15 protein-coding genes and 2 tRNA genes are annotated in these 18,180 nt (G+C 70.3%); 10 read left to right on the top strand and 7 right to left on the bottom strand.

Annotated elements, in window-relative coordinates; genetic code table 11:
- Positions 1-32 precede the first annotated feature (32 nt).
- Positions 33-1,499, bottom strand: a complete 1,467-nt coding sequence (locus tag ABD385_RS15295; RefSeq protein ID WP_344576135.1) for an amino acid permease — start codon at positions 1,497-1,499, stop codon at positions 33-35.
- A 189-nt stretch (positions 1,500-1,688) separates the two neighbouring features.
- Between ABD385_RS15295 and ABD385_RS15290 the strand changes: the two genes are divergently transcribed.
- Both ABD385_RS15290 and ABD385_RS15285 read left to right on the top strand, forming a co-directional pair.
- Positions 1,689-2,177 carry a ribose-5-phosphate isomerase gene (locus tag ABD385_RS15290; RefSeq protein ID WP_344575858.1) on the top strand — a complete coding sequence of 163 codons (489 nt, stop codon included), beginning with the start codon at positions 1,689-1,691 and terminating at the stop codon, positions 2,175-2,177.
- 108 nt (positions 2,178-2,285) lie between these two features.
- A complete protein-coding gene (locus tag ABD385_RS15285) occupies positions 2,286-3,107 on the top strand; it encodes an Fpg/Nei family DNA glycosylase (RefSeq protein ID WP_344575857.1) in 822 nt (273 codons plus the stop codon).
- Positions 3,108-3,135: 28 nt separating this feature from the next.
- Here the strand turns inward: ABD385_RS15285 and ABD385_RS15280 are convergent, their stop codons facing one another.
- Positions 3,136-4,365, bottom strand: coding sequence for a GNAT family N-acetyltransferase (locus ABD385_RS15280; RefSeq protein WP_344575855.1), 1,230 nt, complete (start codon positions 4,363-4,365; stop codon positions 3,136-3,138).
- 127 nt (positions 4,366-4,492) lie between these two features.
- Between ABD385_RS15280 and ABD385_RS15275 the strand changes: the two genes are divergently transcribed.
- Positions 4,493-5,638 carry a PP2C family protein-serine/threonine phosphatase gene (locus ABD385_RS15275; protein WP_344575854.1) on the top strand — a complete coding sequence of 382 codons (1,146 nt, stop codon included), beginning with the start codon at positions 4,493-4,495 and terminating at the stop codon, positions 5,636-5,638.
- On the opposite strand, the gene ABD385_RS15270 is transcribed toward ABD385_RS15275, so the two are convergent.
- Positions 5,595-6,818, bottom strand: a complete 1,224-nt coding sequence (locus tag ABD385_RS15270) for a cation:proton antiporter (protein ID WP_344575852.1) — start codon at positions 6,816-6,818, stop codon at positions 5,595-5,597. The genes ABD385_RS15275 and ABD385_RS15270 overlap by 44 nt on opposite strands.
- A 382-nt stretch (positions 6,819-7,200) precedes the next feature.
- Here ABD385_RS15270 and ABD385_RS15265 point away from each other — a divergent pair, with 382 nt between their 5' ends.
- Positions 7,201-7,395 carry a hypothetical protein gene (locus tag ABD385_RS15265; protein ID WP_037635111.1) on the top strand — a complete coding sequence of 65 codons (195 nt, stop codon included), beginning with the start codon at positions 7,201-7,203 and terminating at the stop codon, positions 7,393-7,395.
- Positions 7,396-7,433: 38 nt separating this feature from the next.
- On the opposite strand, the gene ABD385_RS15260 is transcribed toward ABD385_RS15265, so the two are convergent.
- On the bottom strand, positions 7,434-7,814 hold the full coding sequence (locus ABD385_RS15260) for an arsenate reductase family protein (RefSeq protein WP_344575850.1): 381 nt from the start codon (positions 7,812-7,814) through the stop codon (positions 7,434-7,436).
- 121 nt (positions 7,815-7,935) lie between these two features.
- A tRNA-Gly gene (locus tag ABD385_RS15255) sits at positions 7,936-8,006 on the bottom strand.
- A gap of 137 nt (positions 8,007-8,143) precedes the next feature.
- Between ABD385_RS15255 and ABD385_RS15250 the strand changes: the two genes are divergently transcribed.
- The 5 genes from ABD385_RS15250 to clpX all read left to right on the top strand — a co-directional run bounded on the left by ABD385_RS15250 (position 8,144) and on the right by clpX (position 12,883).
- Positions 8,144-8,220 (top strand) — tRNA-Pro (locus ABD385_RS15250).
- A gap of 202 nt (positions 8,221-8,422) precedes the next feature.
- On the top strand, positions 8,423-9,811 hold the full coding sequence (gene tig, locus ABD385_RS15245; protein ID WP_344575849.1) for a trigger factor: 1,389 nt from the start codon (positions 8,423-8,425) through the stop codon (positions 9,809-9,811).
- Between the two features lie 284 nt (positions 9,812-10,095).
- Positions 10,096-10,698 (top strand): ATP-dependent Clp protease proteolytic subunit, encoded by a 603-nt coding sequence (locus ABD385_RS15240; protein ID WP_344576133.1) that lies wholly within the window; start codon positions 10,096-10,098, stop codon positions 10,696-10,698.
- Between the two features lie 65 nt (positions 10,699-10,763).
- Entirely contained in the window at positions 10,764-11,438 is a 675-nt protein-coding gene (locus ABD385_RS15235; RefSeq protein WP_344575847.1) for an ATP-dependent Clp protease proteolytic subunit, read from the top strand.
- Between the two features lie 161 nt (positions 11,439-11,599).
- Entirely contained in the window at positions 11,600-12,883 is a 1,284-nt protein-coding gene (gene clpX, locus ABD385_RS15230) for an ATP-dependent Clp protease ATP-binding subunit ClpX (protein WP_016574019.1), read from the top strand.
- 127 nt (positions 12,884-13,010) lie between these two features.
- Here clpX and ABD385_RS15225 read toward each other — a convergent pair whose 3' ends face one another.
- Positions 13,011-14,033, bottom strand: a complete 1,023-nt coding sequence (locus ABD385_RS15225; protein ID WP_344575844.1) for a hypothetical protein — start codon at positions 14,031-14,033, stop codon at positions 13,011-13,013.
- Between the two features lie 164 nt (positions 14,034-14,197).
- Between ABD385_RS15225 and ABD385_RS15220 the strand changes: the two genes are divergently transcribed.
- On the top strand, positions 14,198-16,846 hold the full coding sequence (locus ABD385_RS15220; RefSeq protein WP_344575843.1) for a valine--tRNA ligase: 2,649 nt from the start codon (positions 14,198-14,200) through the stop codon (positions 16,844-16,846).
- Here the strand turns inward: ABD385_RS15220 and ABD385_RS15215 are convergent.
- A complete protein-coding gene (locus ABD385_RS15215; RefSeq protein WP_344576131.1) occupies positions 16,812-18,020 on the bottom strand; it encodes a hypothetical protein in 1,209 nt (402 codons plus the stop codon). The genes ABD385_RS15220 and ABD385_RS15215 overlap by 35 nt on opposite strands.
- Positions 18,021-18,180: the final 160 nt, after the last annotated feature.

Below are 18,180 nucleotides of genomic sequence, written 5' to 3'. Positions count from 1 at the left end.
TTGGGTGCGGGCCCGCCGGCGTCGGTGCGTCGTTACGCCTGCTCCGGTGCTTCCGCCGCCGCGGCCGGCTCCACCGCCGCGCGCGGGCGCCGCTTCTGGAGCACCAGCCCGGCCGCCAGCACCACCACGGCCGCCACCACCGACAGCACCATCTGCTCCCGGCCGTCCTTGTCGTAGAACATGTAGCCCACGACGAAGACGATCAGCGCGATGGTGGCGTACGTCAGCCACGGGTACAGCCACATCCGCACCGTCAGCCGCTCCGGCATCTCCCGCTCGATGATCCGGCGCATCCGCAGCTGCGAGACGCAGATGACCAGCCAGACGAAGAGCGCCACCGCGCCCGAGGAGTTCAGCAGGAACTGGAAGATGGTGTCCTTCGAGGTGTAGCTGAAGATCGTCGCGACGAACCCGAACGCCACCGACGCCCAGATCGCCACCGCCGGCACGCCGCCCTTGTTGACGGTCGCGAACGCCTTCGGCGCGTCGCCGCGCTCACCGAGCGAGAACGCCATCCGGGACGCCGTGTAGAGCCCGGAGTTCAGGCAGGACAGCACCGCGGTCAGCACCACCACGTCCATCACCACGTCCACGCCCGGGATGTGCAGCGACTTCAGCACCGCCACGTACGGGCTCTTCGTCACCTCCGGGTCGTCCCACGGCAGCAGCGTCACGATCACCGCGATCGACCCGATGTAGAAGAGCGCGATCCGCCAGATCACGCTGTTCACGGCCTTGCGGACGGCCGCCACCGGGTTCGGCGACTCGCTCGCCGCCAGCGTGACGATCTCGCTGCCCATGAAGGAGAAGACCACCAGCAGCATGCCGGAGAGGATCGCCCCCGGCCCCTTCGGCAGGAACCCGCCGTGTCCGAAGAGGTTCTCGGTGCCCACCGCGTGGTGCCCCGGCGGCAGTCCGAAGATCGCCAGCGCGCCGACCACGATGAAGATCACGATCGCCACGACCTTGATCCCGGCGAACCAGAACTCGAACTCGCCGAAGGACCCCACCGACACCAGGTTGGTGCCGGTCAACACGATCATCACCAGCAGCGCCCAGGCCCACTGCGGCACCGCCGGTATCCACCCGGTCAGGATCGCCGCCGCCGCGGTCGCCTCGACCGCCAGCACCACCGACCAGAAGAACCAGTACAGCCAGCCGATGGTGAAGCCGGCCCAGCGGCCCAGGGCCCGGTCCGCGTACGCGGAGAACGAACCCGACGTGGGGGACGCCGCGGCCATCTCGCCCAGCATCCGCATCACCAGCACGACCAGCAGACCGGTCAGCGCGTACGAGAGGAGGATCCCCGGGCCGGCGGCTTTGATGCCGGCCCCGGATCCGACGAACAGGCCGGCGCCGATGACCCCGCCAATGGCGATCATGGACAGATGGCGGTTCTTGAGGCCGGCCTGGAGCCCTTCGGGCGGCCGGTTCGCGGAGCCGTTGCCGGGTTCACCGGCGGCAGGGACCGCGTGGGAGGTAGGCGGGTGCGCGCCCATGTGCACCGTCCTTCGATGGTTCTCGGTGTCGAACCCAGGCATTAGAACGTTGTTAACGATCGTTTGGAAGAGGCTGAATCCCGATCGTTGTCGTTACTGGTGAGTTGCCCGAAGACGCAGGCCGCGGCGGGGAGACGGGCCGCTGCCCCGATGGCGTCTACCCCGCGAACGGCATGCCACACTCATGCCATGCGCGTGTACATCGGTTCCGACCATGCCGGCTACGACCTCAAGAACCACCTCGTCGACTGGCTCAAGGCCCACGGCCACGAGCCCGTCGACTGCGGTCCCCACGTCTACGACGCCCAGGACGACTACCCCCCGTTCTGCCTGCGCGCCGCGGAGAAGACCGCCGCCGACTCGGAGGCCCTGGGCATCGTGATCGGCGGCTCCGGCAACGGCGAGCAGATCGCCGCCAACAAGGTCAAGGGCGTCCGTGCCGCGCTGGCGTGGAGCGAGGAGACCGCCAAGCTCGGCCGCGAGCACAACAACGCCAACGTCGTCTCGGTCGGCGGCCGCATGCACACCCAGGACGAGGCCACCCGCTTCGTCGAGGTCTTCCTGGCCACCCCGTACTCCGGCGAGGAGCGGCACACCCGCCGCATCGAGATGCTCTCCCGCTACGAGACCACCGGTGAGCTCCCCCCGATCCCGGCCCACCACCCGCAGCAGGACTGACCCCGGCACCGGCCGGCCCGTGCCCACCCGTACCGCGCGGCGGAACGGGTGGGCACGCCGGCACCCGGCCGCACCCGAAACCGCCATCCGTCCGGAGGACACCACCCCATGCCCGAGGGGCACACGATCCACCGCCTGGCCGCGGACCACCGCGAGCGGTTCCAGGGACGGACGGTCCGCGCGAGCAGCCCGCAGGGCAAGTTCGCCGAGGGCGCCGCGCTCGTCGACGGCCAGGTCATGGAGACGGCCGAGGCGCACGGCAAGCACCTCTTCCTCGGCTTCGGCCCGGACCGCTGGATCCACGTCCACCTCGGCCTCTTCGGCAAGCTCGGCTTCGGCACCACCCCGGCCCCGCCGCCCACCGACACCGTCCGGCTCCGGCTGGTCGGCGCCGGCCACCACGCCGACCTGCGCGGCCCCACCGCCTGCGCACTGATCACCGGCGCCGAGAAGCAGGCGATACACGAGCGGTTGGGCCCCGACCCGCTGCGCCCGGACGACGACGCCGACCGCGCCTGGCAGCGGATCGCCCGCAGCCGCACCACCGTCGCGGCGCTGCTGCTCGACCAGAAGGTGATCGCCGGCGTCGGCAACGTCTACCGCGCCGAGGTCCTCTTCCGGCACGGCATCGACCCCTACCTCCCCGGCCGCGCCCTGCGCCGCGACCAGTGGGACGCCGTCTGGGCCGACCTGGTCGCCCTGATGCGACAGGGCGTGCAGAACAACCGGATCGACACCGTCCGCCCCGAGCACACCCCGGAGGCCATGGGCCGCCCGCCCCGGGTCGACGACCACGGCGGCGAGGTCTACGTCTACCGCCGCACCGGCGCCGCCTGCCACCTCTGCGGCAGCGAGATCCGCACCGCCGACCTCGCCGCCCGGAACCTCTTCTGGTGCCCCGGCTGCCAGCCCGCCGCCGCCCGCCCCTGACCGACGCTGCGGACGGCGCCGGCACCCGTCAGAAGTTGTGCGGCAACCACGGCGCCACGTCCGACCCGAACGCCACCGACGCCGCCCCCAACGCCCCGGGCCGCACCTCGCGCACCCGCCCGGCCGCGGCCAGCCCCGACCACGCGAACCCGCCCAGGTAGGCCGATCCCAACTCCCCTACGGGCAGCGCGAGTTCGGCCGGATCGGTGGTCCGCTCGCAGCTCGCGCCCTTCGCGTCCCCGGACAGCCGCCAGCGCCCCGCGTTCCACGGACAGACGTCGTCGGCCACCTCCAGCACCACGTCCACCGGCGCCTGGTACGTCCGCGCCGCCAGCGCCGCCCCGACGTCCACCGGCCGGACGAACAACGCCTCCCGCACCCCGAGCCCGCACCGCCGCTGGTCGGCCACCAGGTGCAGCAGCGGATCGTCCACCGGCCGACCACGCACCTGCACCGACGACGTCAGGTCGATCCCGAACAGATAGCGCCACAGCGCCGCGTACGCCACCGGATCCAGCGCGTCGAGCTGGCGCAGCAGCACCGTGCCGCACGGCCCGGCGTGGCTCCAATCGGGCTTGACGGCGTACCGGGCGTAGCCCCGCACCTCGCCGTCCACCTCGGCCACCACGCACTGGAGCTGACCGGTCCCCTGCCGCTCGTCCGCCGGGTCGAGCACCCCCAGCCGCTCCCAGTGCGGGCGGCGCGCCAGCATCCCGGGTCGGGTCGGCACCAGCCGCCCGTAGACCTCCTCGCACGCGGCGAGCGCCGCCTCCGGCTCCACCAGCCGCAGCCGGACGCCGTCCACGCCGGGCAGCTCCGGCGCGGCCAGCCGGACGGTGTCCACGCTCATCCGCAGTTCCTGGGTGGCCGGGCCGTACCCGAACCGCCCGTAGATCGCCGGCTCGGTGGCGGTCAGCACCGCCAGCGCCTCCCCGCGCTCGTGCACGTCCGCCAGCTGGTGCCGCATCATCGAGCGCAGCACGCCGCGCCGCCGGTGGGTCGGCTGGACGCTGATCAGGGTGACCCCGGCCACGGCCACTTCCGCGCCGCCCGGCACCGTTAGTCCGAACGAGAACGATCCGCCGGTGCCGACGATCTCCGCGCCGTCCCGGACCGCGAACGCCCGCTCGACCTCGGTGATCGACCGCCACCACGCGCGTCGCTCCGGCCCGTCGGGAACCCCGCCGAACGCCACGTCCAGCTTGTCGTACCAGGCATCCCACTCGGCGTCCCGCAACTGCCGCAACTCTGTTGTCATGAGCCATCCCTAGCAGCCGCCCCTCCGGCCGCGCGACCGCATTTCGAACGCGAATTCCCCGCAATTCCCCGGGGTGACGTGCAACGAATCGACGCGCCGCCGAACGGGTGGATAAGGTCCCAGCACAATGACACGCGGCGCGGGAGCGGAAAGCCTCAAGGCCCGGATGCGCAAACGGCTGCACCGGGCCCGGATCGGCGTGCGCAAGGCCGGGGTCGACTACTTCCGCGGCGACGGCTCCGACTGGGTCGCCCTGGCCGCCCTGCTCGCCGCCATCCCGGCCATCGCCCTCGGCACCCTCTGGCACCCGGAGTGGATCGCGCCGACCGCACTGGTCCTCCCGATCATCGCCGGCGGACTGCTGCTGCGGCCGGCCAACCTCCTCGCCCTGTACGCGACCTCCGCCGTCGCCCTGATCGTCGAGGCGGCACTGTTCGGCCCGTACGACGAGGGGCGGGACCGGATCACTCCCGGCACGGTCCTGGTGGTCGCCGCGGTCGGCCTCTCCGGGCTCCTGGTCGCGCAGTTCCGCAGCCGGGTCGGGGTGCCCTGGCGGCGCGGCGGCACCATGCTCTTCGACCTGCGCGAACGCATCCGCGTACAGAGCAAGCTGCCCAAGCTCCCGGACGGCTGGCACCACGAGATGGCGCTCCGGCCGGCCGGCGGCCAGTCCTTCTCCGGCGACTTCGTGGTGGCCTCCCGCACCCAGGACGGCAACGTCCTGGAGGTCGTGCTCACCGACGTCTCCGGCAAGGGCATGGACGCGGCGTCCCGTTCGCTGCTGCTCTCCGGCGCCTTCGGCGGCCTGCTCGGCTCGCTCCCGCCGCACGGCTTCCTGCCGGCCGCCAACGGCTACCTGCTGCGCCAGGACTGGGACGAGGGCTTCGCCACCTCCGTCCACCTCGTCCTCGACCTGGAGTCCGGCGACTACGAGCTGTTCTCCGCGGGACACCTCCCCGGCCTCCAACTCAGTGCCGGGACCGGCCGTTGGGAGGAGAAGGCGGGGGAGGGGCCGCTGCTCGGCGTCTACGACGGCGCCCAGTTCGACCCGGTCAAGGGCACGCTGCGCCCCGGCGACGTCCTGATGCTGTTCACCGACGGCCTGGTGGAGGCCGCCGACCGCGACATCGCCGAGGGCATCGACCGGCTGACCGGCGAGGCCGAGCGCTACGTGCACGGCGGCTTCGCCGGCGCCGCCTGGCACCTCATAGAGGCCGTCGCCAAGGACGTCAACGACGACCGGGCACTGCTGCTGATCTGTCGGGACAGCTGACCGCCGCCGTATCCGCCGCGTCCGCTGCCTCCGGTGCCGCCGCGCCGCCGCCCGGCAGCACCCGGGCCAGCACCCCGGAGCGGCCGGCCGCCAGCGGGCCGAGGACGGCCAGGACCAGCACGTAGCCGGCGATGAACGGGGCCAGCCGCTCGTCGAGTCCGGCCGCCGCCGCCATCGTGGCCAGGATCAGCGCGAACTCGCCGCGGGCCAGCAGCGCGGTGGCGATGTTCGCGGCCGGTCCGGGCCCGAAGCCGTAGATCCGGGCCGCGACCAGCCCCGCGAGGACGTTCATCAGCAGGGTCAGCGCCACCGCGATCAGCACCGGCCACACCACGCTCGGCAGGTCCCCGGGGTCGATGGAGAGCCCGAACGCGAAGAAGAAGATCGCCCCGAACGCGTCCCGCAGCGGATGCACCAGCTTCCGGATCCGCGGCCCGGAACTCGTCCCGCCGAGCATCAGCCCCACCATGAACGCCCCGATGGCGTCCGCGACCCCGAACCACTCCGAGACCCCCGCGACCAGAACGGCGGCGCCCAGGAAGGAGATCACCAGCAGTTCGTTGTCCTTGGTGGCGATCAACCGGCCGACGACCCGGGTGCCCCAACGGGCCGCCGCGGCAAGCAGCAGCAGGAAGCCGAACGCCTTCCCGGCGGCCGGCGCCGCCGAGGCGAGCGAGTCCGCTCCGGAGAGCACCGGTTGCAGCGCGGCCAGGTACAGGGCGAGGAAGATGTCCTCGACGACGATGATGCCGAGGATCGGCTTGGTCTCGGGATTGCCCAGCCGGCCGGTGTCGACCAGCACCTTCGTGACGATCGCGGACGACGAGATGCCGAGCACCCCGGCGAGCACCAGCGCCTCGGAGGTGCCCCAGCCCAGCGCGAAGCCGAAGCCGAGCCCGGCGCCGACGTTCAGCGTCAGGTACGCCCCACCGGCCAACGCCATCCGGCGCCCGCCCGTCTTGAGGTCGTCGACGTGGAATTCCAGGCCCAGGTAGAAGAGCAGCAGCACCAGGCCGAGGAGGGAGAGCATCTCCAGGTCGTGCGGGTCGGCGACCAGCACGATGCCGGGGGTGTTCGGGCCGAGCAGGATTCCGGCCAGGATGAACAGGGGGATGGTGGGGAGTCCGATCCGCCCGCCCAGGCGGGCGAGGACGGCGGCGGCGAGGAAGGCACCGCCCATGGCGATCAGGGTGTCTGCGTGTCCGATGGGCCCGTTCCTCCTGGTCGTCAGCGCGCCGTCAGTGTGACTCCGGGCACGTCCCGGTCGCACACGAGGTCAAGACAGCGTCAAGAACTGGTCAATACTTAGGTTACCAAACCATTAACCAGTGACCGTTGTGCGGCGGTGCGCGGGCGTTTGGGGGCCGGTCCGAGGGGGTGTGGGAGCCCCTCGGACCGCTCGGAAGCCGCTCGGAATGAACAATCGGGAACGAGCAAAGCGTTGGCCGATGATTCGTCACCCGCCTGCAATGGGCAGGGAGTTGGTGGCACGATGGGTGCCGGGGGTGTGCGCGGCATGCCCCAGGGCCGGTGAGGCGTTCCGACCGAGGGTGTGATCAGTTGTGGCTCTGTCGCTATCAGTTGTCCTGATGTTGGGCATCATTTTGGTCGTACTGATCAGACAGAAGGCGATCAAGGCCGGACCGGCATTCGTCGCCATACTCTTCGGCTTCTTCCTTGCCTCCACGGGCATGGCGCCGTCGATCAACAGATTCTTGAACTCCATCGCGCAGACCATCAACCACATCACGTTCTAGGGCTGCGCCCGGAACGCTCATGGTCGGCAGACCGGACGTCAGGGGGTCCGTCCGCCCCCGGTCCGCGTCACTGCGTCGCGTACGGCATCCTCGCTGCGCCCCACCAGCGCCGATCCGTCGTCGGCGGTGATGATCGGCCGCTGGATCAACCGCGGGTGCGCGGCCAGCGCCTCGATCCACCGTTCCCGTTCGGCGTCGGTGCGCCCCCACGCCCCGACGCCCAGTTCCTTCGCCTCTGCCTCCTGGGTCCGGGTGATGTCCCAGGGCTCCAGGCCCAGTCGTTCCAGTACGGCACGCAGTTCGTCCGCGCCCGGCGGCTCCTCCAGATACTTCCGCACGGTGTAGTGGGCGCCCTCGGCGTCCAGAATCTCCACCGCGGCACGGCACTTGGAGCACGCGGGATTGAGCCAGATCTCCATGCGGGCCACCCTAGGGACTCCCGTTGCAGGAGAGAAGTGGCGCTGCGGGGCGGTGCCGCCGTGGGCCGCACCGGGGGAACGCGAAGACCCCCGGGCGGACGGCCCGGGGGTCTCTCTCGTGAGCGGGCGACGGGAATCGAACCCGCGTAGCCAGTTTGGAAGACTGGGGCTCTACCATTGAGCTACGCCCGCGAGCGCCAACGGGTCGGTGGGACCCCGGCACGCAGAGCATCGTAGCGGGTGGAGGCGGTCGAGTGCACACCGCACCGCGCTCCTCAACAACGGGCAGCCACACGGTCCGCGGCCATGTACCCTACGTGTCGCACCGACGGGGTGTGGCGCAGCTTGGTAGCGCGTCCGCTTTGGGAGCGGAAGGTCGTCGGTTCGAATCCGGCCACCCCGACCAGTAGGTACGCGGCCCGCGCGACGGAAAGCGGGCATAAGCGACCGTTCAAGATCGCGTTGTGGGTGCCCTCCTCCTTGCGGTTACTATGCAAGCTGCGTGCCCGTATGTCTCTGTACCGGGCGCGATCGGCCGGGCCGGGAAATGACCGGACGCCGGCGGATCTCAAGCAAAACCCCCGAAGTCAGCCCAAGGAGACCGAACCGTGAAGAGCGCCGTGGAGACCCTGAACCCGACCCGGGTTCGGCTCACTGTCGAGGTGCCCTTCGAGGAGCTCAAGGACAGCCTCGACGCGGCGTACAAGAAGATCAACCAGCAGGTCACGGTGAAGGGCTTCCGTCGCGGCAAGATCCCGGCCCGCGTCATCGACCAGCGGTTCGGTCGCGGCGCCGTGCTGGAAGAGGCCGTCAACGACGCGCTCCCGAAGTTCTACACCAACGCGGTCAACGAGGCCGAGCTCAACGTCCTCGGCCAGCCCGAGGTCGACATCACCGAGCTCAAGGACAACGAGCTGCTGGCCTTCACCGCCGAGGTCGACATCCGCCCGACCCTGGAGATCCCGGACTACTCCGGCATCGAGGTCGAGGTCGACGCCGTCGAGGTGTCGGACGAGGACGTCGAGAAGTCGGTCGAGCAGCTCCGCGAGCGCTTCGCCACCACCGCCGTGGTCGAGCGCGCCGCCGTCGACGGCGACGTGGTGACCGTGGACCTGGAGGCCAAGGTCGAGGGCGAGGTGCTGGCCGACGGCATCGCCAACGGCGTCAGCTACACCATCGGCTCCGGTGAGCTCCTCGACGGCATCGACGAGGCCGTCACCGGCCTGGAGGCCGGCGGCAGCGCCACCTTCACCTCCGAGCTCAAGGGCGGCTCCGCCCAGGGCAAGGAGGCTTCAGTCAAGGTGGACGTCACCGAGGTCAAGGCCCGCGAACTCCCCGAGCTGGACGACGAGTTCGCCCAGATGGCGAGCGAGTTCGACACCCTCGACGAGCTCAAGGCGGACAGCCGCAAGCGCCTTGAGCGGATGAAGAAGTTCGACCAGGCGACCCAGGCCCAGGAGAAGGTCCTGGAGGCGCTGCTCGAGCTGATCGAGGTCCCGATCCCCGAGAAGCTGCTCGAGGACGAGATCCGCACCCGCAAGCACAACCTGGAGCACCACCAGCTCGGCCAGATGGGCCTCGACCTCGTGAAGTACCTGGAGATCCAGGGCAAGACCGAGGAAGAGTTCGACGCCGAGACCAAGGAGCAGGCGGAGAAGGGCATCAAGACCCAGTTCGTCCTCGACGAGCTGGTCAACAAGGAGAAGCTCAACGTCAGCCAGGAGGAGCTCACCGAGCACCTCATGCGGCGTGCGCAGTCCTCCGGCATGAGCCCCGACCAGTTCGCCCAGGCGGTCGTCGAGGGTGGCCAGGTGCCGATGCTGGTGGGCGAGGTCGCCCGCGGCAAGGCCCTCGCGGTGGTCGTCGAGGCGGCCGCGGTCAAGGACACCAACGGCGAGGTCGTCGACCTGGAGGACGAGGAGGAGACGGAGGCCGCCGAGGCCGTCGTCGCCGAGGCCGAGGGTGCCGACGAGAAGGCGGAGAAGTCCGAGGGCTGAGCCCCGGCCGTACCGCTGACCGACTGATCACGGGCCCGAACGCGCACGTCCGCGTGTTCGGGCCCGTGTGTCGTCCCGGTCCGTGAGCCTGCGCTCACAGCGAACAGTTATCGGTCTGGGATGGCGTTGTCCGACCTGCGCGTTAGGGTCCGTAGATACGAGGGCAGGGGACTTGCTGAAAGCGCGCCGGACGCAGCACGCGGCGCGGTCCCCGGCCCCTGAAGACGACGCTGAGACGGCCCCGAGCCGTCCGACAACGAGCAGGTGGACACGTGACGATCCCGATGCCTTCCGCCGCCGCTGAGCCGACCTTCGGTGGCCTCGGCGACCAGGTCTACAACCGGCTGCTCGGCGAGCGGATCATCTTCCTCGGCCAGCCGGTCGACGACGACATCGCCAACAAGATCACGGCGCAGCTGCTTCTCCTCGCCGCTGATCCGGACAAGGACATCTACCTCTACATCAACTCGCCGGGCGGCTCGGTCACGGCGGGCATGGCGATCTACGACACCATGCAGTACATCAAGAACGACGTGGTCACCATCGCCATGGGCCTCGCCGCCTCGATGGGGCAGTTCCTGCTGAGCGCCGGCACCCCCGGCAAGCGCTTCGCGCTGCCGAACGCGGAGATCCTGATCCACCAGCCGTCCGCGGGCCTGGCCGGCTCGGCCTCGGACATCAAGATCCACGCCGAGCAGCTGCTGCGCACCAAGAAGCGCCTGGGCGAGCTCTCCGCCCTGCACACCGGCCAGACGCTGGAGCAGTGGACCAGGGACGCCGACCGTGACCGTTGGTTCTCCGCCGAGGAGGCCAAGGCGTACGGCCTCATCGACGACGTCATGCCCTCCGCCGTCGGCGTTCCGGGCGGGGGCGGCACCGGGGCCTGAGCCCTGGCCCACGCCCCGCAGTCGACCCCCAGCCCCATTTCGCCACCAGGACGGTGAACCTCCAGATGAACAACTTCCCCGGAAGCGGTTTCTACGAGCGCGCGCAGGCCGAGTTCTCCGGCATGCCCGCGGAGTCCCGCTACATCGTTCCGCGCTTCGTCGAGCGCACCTCGCAGGGCGTGCGCGAGTACGACCCGTACGCGAAGCTCTTCGAGGAGCGGGTGATCTTCCTCGGGGTGCAGATCGACGACGCCTCCGCCAACGACGTCATGGCGCAGCTGCTGTGCCTGGAGTCGATGGACCCGGACCGCGACATCTCGGTCTACATCAACAGCCCCGGTGGCTCCTTCACGGCGCTGACGGCGATCTACGACACGATGCAGTTCGTCAAGCCCGACATCCAGACCGTCTGCATGGGCCAGGCGGCCTCCGCCGCGGCCGTGCTGCTGGCGGCCGGCACCCCGGGCAAGCGCATGGCGCTGCCCAACGCCCGGGTCCTGATCCACCAGCCGTTCAGCGAGACCGGCCGCGGCCAGGTATCCGACCTGGAGATCGCCGCCCGCGAGATCCAGCGGATGCGCACGCAGCTGGAGGAGATGCTGGCCAAGCACTCGTCCACGCCGATCGAGAAGATCCGCGAGGATATCGAGCGTGACAAGATCCTGACCGCCGAGGAGTCCCTGGCGTACGGTCTGGTCGACCAGATCGTCTCCACGCGGAAGAGCTCCGTCTCGGTCTGATCGCGATCTTCGCGAATTGCGCCGGAGTGTTGCCCCCTTGGACCGAGTGAACCGAGTCGGTCCAAGGGGGGCCCGTACGGGGGGCCCGGCAAGGTACCGTCGATAGGCAAGCACCCGGGTCCGCGGAGCAATGCGGATCCCAGGCGAAGGGGATTCACCTCGTGGCACGCATCGGTGACGGCGGCGACCTGCTCAAGTGCTCGTTCTGCGGAAAGAGCCAGAAGCAGGTGAAGAAGCTCATCGCGGGACCTGGTGTGTACATCTGCGACGAGTGCATCGATCTCTGCAACGAGATCATTGAGGAAGAGCTCGCCGAGACCTCCGAGGTGCGCTGGGAGGAACTCCCCAAGCCGCGCGAGATCTACGAGTTCCTCAACGGCTACGTCGTCGGCCAGGAGCCCGCCAAGAAGGCGCTCTCCGTGGCCGTGTACAACCACTACAAGCGCGTCCAGGCGGGCGAGAACGGCCCGGGCCGCGGCGACGAGGGCATCGAGTTGGCGAAGTCCAACATCCTGCTGCTCGGCCCCACCGGCTCCGGCAAGACCCTGCTCGCGCAGACCCTCGCCCGGATGCTCAACGTCCCCTTCGCCTTTGCCGATGCGACGGCACTGACCGAGGCGGGCTACGTCGGCGAGGACGTCGAGAACATCCTCCTCAAGCTGATCCAGGCCGCGGACTTCGACATCAAGAAGGCCGAGACCGGCATCATCTACATCGACGAGATCGACAAGGTCGCCCGTAAGAGCGAAAACCCGTCGATCACCCGGGACGTCTCCGGCGAGGGCGTGCAGCAGGCGCTGCTGAAGATCCTGGAGGGCACCACCGCCTCGGTGCCGCCGCAGGGCGGCCGCAAGCACCCGCACCAGGAATTCATCCAGATCGACACCACCAACGTGCTGTTCATCGTCGGCGGTGCCTTCGCGGGGCTGGAGAAGATCATCGAGGCCCGGTCCGGCGCCAAGGGCATCGGCTTCGGCGCCACCATCCGCTCCAAGCGCGAGATCGAGTCCAAGGACCAGCTCCAGGACGTGATGCCGGAGGACCTGGTGAAGTTCGGGATGATCCCGGAGTTCATCGGCCGTCTCCCCGTCCTCACCTCGGTCCACAACCTCGACCGCGAGGCGCTCCTGCAGATCCTCGTCGAGCCGCGCAACGCCCTGGTCAAGCAGTACCAGCGACTCTTCGAACTCGACGGCGTGGAGCTGGACTTCGACCGCCCGGCCCTGGAGGCCATCGCCGACCAGGCGATCCTCCGCGGCACCGGCGCCCGCGGCCTGCGCGCCATCATGGAGGAGGTCCTCCAGGCGGTGATGTACGAGATCCCGTCCCGCAAGGATGTCGCCCGCGTCGTCATCACCGCGGACGTGGTGCACTCCAACGTCAACCCGACCCTGGTCCCGCGCACCCGCGGTGACTCCGGCGAGCCCCAGGAGAAGAGCGCGTAGCCGCCCCTCCTGCGTACGCCTCCCAACAGGACCGCCCGACAGCCGAGTTGCTGTCGGGCGGTTCTGCGGTGTGGGGGGACGGGACCGTGGCAAAGGCGCGGCATGCGGTGGTGGGGCCGTGCCGCCGCTACTTCTCCTTGCGGACCTCGTTGCGGATCTTGGCGGTCTTCTGCGCGAGCTGCTCGGCGCCGGGGGTGGTGGCCGAGCCACCGCCGTTGGGGTTCGGCGCGGCCATCATGGTGACGACGCCGAGGGCGCTGTTGTCGCCCCACATGCAGACGGAGGCGGTGATGGGCACGGAGATCCCGCTCGCCGAGTAGGTCAGCTTCTTCGTTTCGCACTTCATGACGGAGCCGTCGAAGTCGCTGGGCGAGTACTCGGTGAGCGGCGTGACGTCCTCGACCTTCGGGCTGCTGGGGGTGGAGCCGCCCTTCGCGAGGTTGGTGTTGAACTGGGCGAACGCCTGCGTCACGGCGCCCTGCGGGTCGGCCACGTCGCCGTACATGCCGCTCACCGACATGCCCAGTCCGGCCACGTCCTTGTACTTGCCGCCGACGCCCTTGCCGTTGGAGATGCCGAACTTCTTCATCTCCTTGTCGTTCGAGAAGTCCGTGGGGCTGCCCACGGCGCCGCCCGTGGTGTCCTTGCTGAACTGCCCGCTGAGCAGCTTGTCCGGCAGGGCGATCGTGTACGGCTTCACCTTGCCGCCCGAGCCGAAGGCGAAGTAGGCGCCGACGGCGATCGCCGCGACCACCGCGACCCCGCCGGTGATCAGGGCGATCTTCTTGCCGTTGCCGCCGGACTCCGGCTCCTGGGGGATCGTCCCGTAGGGCGTCTGCTGGTTGCCGTAGGGCGGCTGCTGGCCGTACTGGGGCTGCGGGGGCTGGCCGTAGGGCGGCTGCTGGGCCTGCTGCGGGTACTGCTGCTGCGGGAACTGTTGCTGCGGCGGGAACTGCTGGGGCGGGGCCTGCTGGGGGTAGCCGTAGCCCTGCTGGGGAGGTACCGGGCCGCCCTGTTGCGGCGGCACCGGGGGGCCCTGCTGGGGGTAGCCGTAACCGGGCTGCGGGGCGGGCGGCTGCGGCTGGCCGTAGGGGCTCGGCTGCGGGGGCTGCTGCCCGTACGGACCCGGCGGCGGCTGGTTGTAGCTCATGGAGCGGTTCCCCTCGTGACTGCTGGTGACGCCGGGATGCCGCGGGTGACATCCGGGTGCGTGGTGATGCGTTGCCGCCATCCTGTATGACGCTGCTGACAACCGGTGCCTCGGGGGCGAAACCGATTCGAAGCCGCTCCACGCGCGCCCGTACACTGTCGGTCGTGACCGAGAACACTCAGCAGCCCCAGCACAGCGTCCCCGAACTGCCGACTCAGTACACGCCGGCCGATGTAGAGGGGCCGCTGTACGAGCGCTGGGTAGAGCGGGGCTACTTCGAGGCGGACGAGAAGAGCGAGAAGCCGCCGTACACCGTCGTCATCCCCCCGCCCAACGTCACCGGCTCGCTGCACCTGGGCCATGCCTTCGAGCACACGCTGATCGACGCCCTGACCCGCCGCAAGCGGATGCAGGGGTACGAGACGCTCTGGCAGCCGGGCATGGACCACGCCGGCATCGCCACCCAGAACGTGGTCGAGCGTGAGCTCGCCAAGGAGGGCGCCTCGCGTCACGACCTGGGGCGCGAGGCGTTCGTCGAGCGGGTCTGGCAGTGGAAGGACGAGTCGGGCGGCCAGATCTCGGGCCAGATGCGCCGGCTCGGTGACGGCGTCGCGTGGTCGCGCGAGCGGTTCACCATGGACGAGGGCCTCTCCAAGGCCGTCCAGACGATCTTCAAGCGGCTCTACGACGACGAGCTGATCTACCGCGCCGAGCGCATCATCAACTGGTGCCCGCGCTGTCTGACCGCCATCTCCGACATCGAGGTGGAGTACCAGGACGACGACGGCGAACTGGTCTCGATCCGCTACGGCGAGGGGGACAGCTCGATCGTCGTGGCCACCACCCGCGCCGAGACGATGCTGGGTGACACCGCCGTCGCCGTCCACCCCGAGGACGAGCGGTACGCGCACCTCGTCGGCACCGAGATCGAGCTGCCGCTGACCGGCCGCCGCATCCCGGTCGTCGCCGACGAGCACGTCGACCCGGAGTTCGGCACCGGTGCGGTCAAGGTGACCCCGGCGCACGACCCGAACGACTTCGAGATCGGCCGCCGCCACGGCCTGGCGAACCTCGCCGTCCTCGACGAGCGCGGCGTGATCACCGCGCACGGCCCGTTCCAGGGGCTGGACCGCTTCGAGGCCCGGTCGGCGATCGTCGGTGCGCTGCGCGCCGAGGGCCGGATCGTCGCCGAGAAGCGCCCGTACACCCACTCCGTCGGGCACTGCTCGCGCTGCAAGACCACCATCGAGCCGCGGCTGTCGATGCAGTGGTGGGTCAAGGTCGGCCCGCTGGCGAAGGCCGCCGGTGACGCGGTCCGCGACGGCAAGGTCGCGATCCACCCCAAGGAGATGGAGTCCCGGTACTTCGGCTGGGTCGACAACCTCCACGACTGGTGCATCTCGCGGCAGCTGTGGTGGGGCCACCGCATCCCGGTCTGGTACGGGCCGAACGGCGAGGTCCTCTGCGTCGGCCCCGACGACGAGGCGCCCACCGGCGAGGGGTGGCACCAGGACACCGACGTCCTCGACACCTGGTTCTCGTCCGGGCTGTGGCCGTTCTCCACGCTGGGCTGGCCCGAGCAGACCCCGAGCGTCGAGAAGTTCTACCCGAACTCCGTCCTGGTCACCGGCTACGACATCCTCTTCTTCTGGGTCGCCCGGATGATGATGTTCGGGCTGTACGCGATGGACGGCACCCCGCCGTTCCACACCATCGCGCTGCACGGCATGGTCCGCGACCAGTTCGGCAAGAAGATGTCCAAGTCCTTCGGCAACGCGGTCAACCCGCTGGACTGGATGGACGCCTACGGCTCGGACGCGGTCCGCTTCACCCTGGCCCGCGGCGCCAACCCGGGCGTCGACGTGCCGATCGGCGAGGACTGGGTCCAGGGCTCCCGCAACTTCGCCAACAAGATCTGGAACGCCACCCGCTTCGCGCTGATGAACGGCGCGACGGTGCAGGGCGAACTGCCGCCCGCGGACGCCCTGTCGGCGACCGACCGGTGGATCCTCTCCCGGCTCAACTCGGTCGTCGCCGAGGTCGACGCGTACTACGACGACTACCAGTTCGCCAAGTTGTCGGACACCCTCTTCCACTTCGCGTGGGACGAGGTCTTCGACTGGTACGTGGAGCTGTCCAAGACGACGTTCATGGCGGGCGGCCCGGCCGCCGACGCCTCCCGCCGCGTGCTGGGCGAGGTCCTGGACGTCACCCTGCGGCTGCTGCACCCGGTCGTCCCGTTCGTCACCGAGACGCTGTGGACGACCCTGACCGGCGGCGAGTCGGTGGTCATCGCCGAGTGGCCGAAGGCTGTGGTCGTTCCTGGGGCGGACGCCCCGGGCGGCTTCCGGGACGCGGCGGCCGAGCGGGAGATCGAGACCGTCCAGCAGGTCGTCACCGAGGTCCGCCGGTTCCGCTCCGACCAGGGCCTGCAGCCGGGTCAGAAGGTCCCCGCGCGGCTGGACCTGACCGGTACGGCGCTGGCGCCGCACGAGGCCGCCATGCGCTCGCTGCTGCGCCTGACGCCCACCGGCGAGGACTTCACCGCCACCGCGTCCCTGCCGGTCGCCGGCGCCACCGTCGCCCTGGACCTGTCCGGTGCGATCGACGTCGAGGCGGAGCGCAAGCGGCTGACGAAGGACCTGGCGGCGGCCGAGAAGGAGCTGGCCCAGACCACCGCCAAGCTCGGCAACGAGGCGTTCCTCGCCAAGGCCCCCGAGCAGGTCAAGGAGAAGATCCGGACCCGCAAGGCGGCCGCCGAGGCCGACATCGCGCGGATCACCGCGCAGGTGGCGGCCCTGCCCACCGCGTAGCCGGCGGAGCCGGCCAGGTGCCGGCTCCCGCAGCCCCCTGTGCAGGCCCCTCGTCCGTATGGGCGGGGGGCCTGCGCCGTCCCCGCCGTCCGCCGCGGTTGCCGCGCTCGCGGACCGGCCAGAGCAGGACGTACGCCGTCGAGACCGCCACGAACGCCAGCCGGATCAGGCCCCGCGCGGCGTCGTCCGGGACGGCGAAGACGCTGCCGTAGAGGATGAGCAGCGCCAGCCAGCTCCACCAGGGCACCAGCCGGCGCTGCCCGATGACGTCCCACAGCAGGGTGCCGAGCAGCACCGACGCGGTGTAGTAGGTGTAGACGCTGGGGTCCAGGACGATCCGGGCGTTGGCGCCGAGCAGCACCACCGCCGCCCAGCGGCCCCGCCAGACCGCGAGGCCGCCCAGCACCAGCCCTAGGGCGAACTGCGCGGGACGGACCCAGCCGGGCGTCTCGGGATCGTCGGCGCCCAGCCAGCGCAGGGCGGACGCCGGCTGGTTGGGGATGGCGAACTTGGCGGCGGCGAAGGACTGGGCGTCGCCGAGGAAGAACGGCAGCCAGGCGACGGCGACCAGCCCGGCGCACCACAGGGCGGCCTTGAGCCACCGGTCCCGGGGGAGCGCCAGCAGCAGCGGGACGAAGGCCAGCGCGGTCGGCTTGGAGTCCATCGCCAGCGCCAGGAAGGCCCCGGTCAGGGCGGCGTTGCCGCTGGTGACGGCACGCACCGCGAGGGCGGTGAAGAACAGTGCCAGGACGTCGTCGAGGTGCCCGAAGCGGACCGCGACCTCGATCCACATGGGGATGAACGCCAGCCCGGCGATCAGCACCCGCTGCCGCAGCCGCTGGTGGTTGGTGCCGGTGCCCAGGAAGTGGTGGGCGGCGCTGCGGCCGGCCAGTACCAGGATGACCAGGCCCAGTGCGGACATCAGGGCCGCGGCGAGGAACTGGCCGGTGGCCTCCGGGAACGGGTTGAACAGCCCGGCCGTCAGGAAGCTGATCGGCCCCATCTGGAGCTCGGGGTGGTGCGCGTAGAGGTTGAGGCCGCCGGTGCCGTCGCCGGAGCTGCCCTGGTAGATCAGCTCGCCACCGGTGCGCAGGTAGTGCCAGGAGAAGCCTCCGTGCGGTTCGACGATCATGAACCACAGCACGGTCCATGCGGTGAGCAGCACCAAATGCATCCGCTGACTGATTGCCGGCACGCCTCTTCAGCTCCTGCTTTCCCGATGTGCGACGACCGCGGTGCGCGCGGTCCGGGGGGCGTTCCAGACCCCGCCGTGCAAGAGGGCCCCGCGCGGCGGAAAGGTTGTCCCGTTCGACGGTCCGATCGCTCACATCCAG

This window comes from Streptomyces lunalinharesii, from assembly GCF_039532155.1.
Classification (GTDB): domain Bacteria; phylum Actinomycetota; class Actinomycetes; order Streptomycetales; family Streptomycetaceae; genus Streptomyces; species Streptomyces lunalinharesii.
The sequence above is the reverse complement of the archived record's forward strand: the minus strand, read 5'-3'. Positions and strand labels throughout refer to the sequence as shown.

Excerpts from the sequence above, each read along its gene's own strand:
- ABD385_RS15280 (WP_344575855.1), bottom strand. The coding sequence starts at position 4,365 with ATGACAACAGAGTTGCGGCAGTTGCGGGACGCCGAGTGGGATGCCTGG.
- ABD385_RS15240 (WP_344576133.1), top strand. The coding sequence starts at position 10,096 with ATGCCTTCCGCCGCCGCTGAGCCGACCTTCGGTGGCCTCGGCGACCAG.
- ABD385_RS15225 (WP_344575844.1), bottom strand. The coding sequence starts at position 14,033 with ATGAGCTACAACCAGCCGCCGCCGGGTCCGTACGGGCAGCAGCCCCCG.
- ABD385_RS15235 (WP_344575847.1), top strand. The coding sequence starts at position 10,764 with ATGAACAACTTCCCCGGAAGCGGTTTCTACGAGCGCGCGCAGGCCGAG.
- ABD385_RS15275 (WP_344575854.1), top strand. The coding sequence starts at position 4,493 with ATGACACGCGGCGCGGGAGCGGAAAGCCTCAAGGCCCGGATGCGCAAA.
- ABD385_RS15290 (WP_344575858.1), top strand. The coding sequence starts at position 1,689 with ATGCGCGTGTACATCGGTTCCGACCATGCCGGCTACGACCTCAAGAAC.
- ABD385_RS15295 (WP_344576135.1), bottom strand. The coding sequence starts at position 1,499 with ATGGGCGCGCACCCGCCTACCTCCCACGCGGTCCCTGCCGCCGGTGAA.
- ABD385_RS15215 (WP_344576131.1), bottom strand. The coding sequence starts at position 18,020 with ATGCATTTGGTGCTGCTCACCGCATGGACCGTGCTGTGGTTCATGATC.
- ABD385_RS15285 (WP_344575857.1), top strand. The coding sequence starts at position 2,286 with ATGCCCGAGGGGCACACGATCCACCGCCTGGCCGCGGACCACCGCGAG.
- ABD385_RS15270 (WP_344575852.1), bottom strand. The coding sequence starts at position 6,818 with ATGGGCGGTGCCTTCCTCGCCGCCGCCGTCCTCGCCCGCCTGGGCGGG.
- ABD385_RS15260 (WP_344575850.1), bottom strand. The coding sequence starts at position 7,814 with ATGGAGATCTGGCTCAATCCCGCGTGCTCCAAGTGCCGTGCCGCGGTG.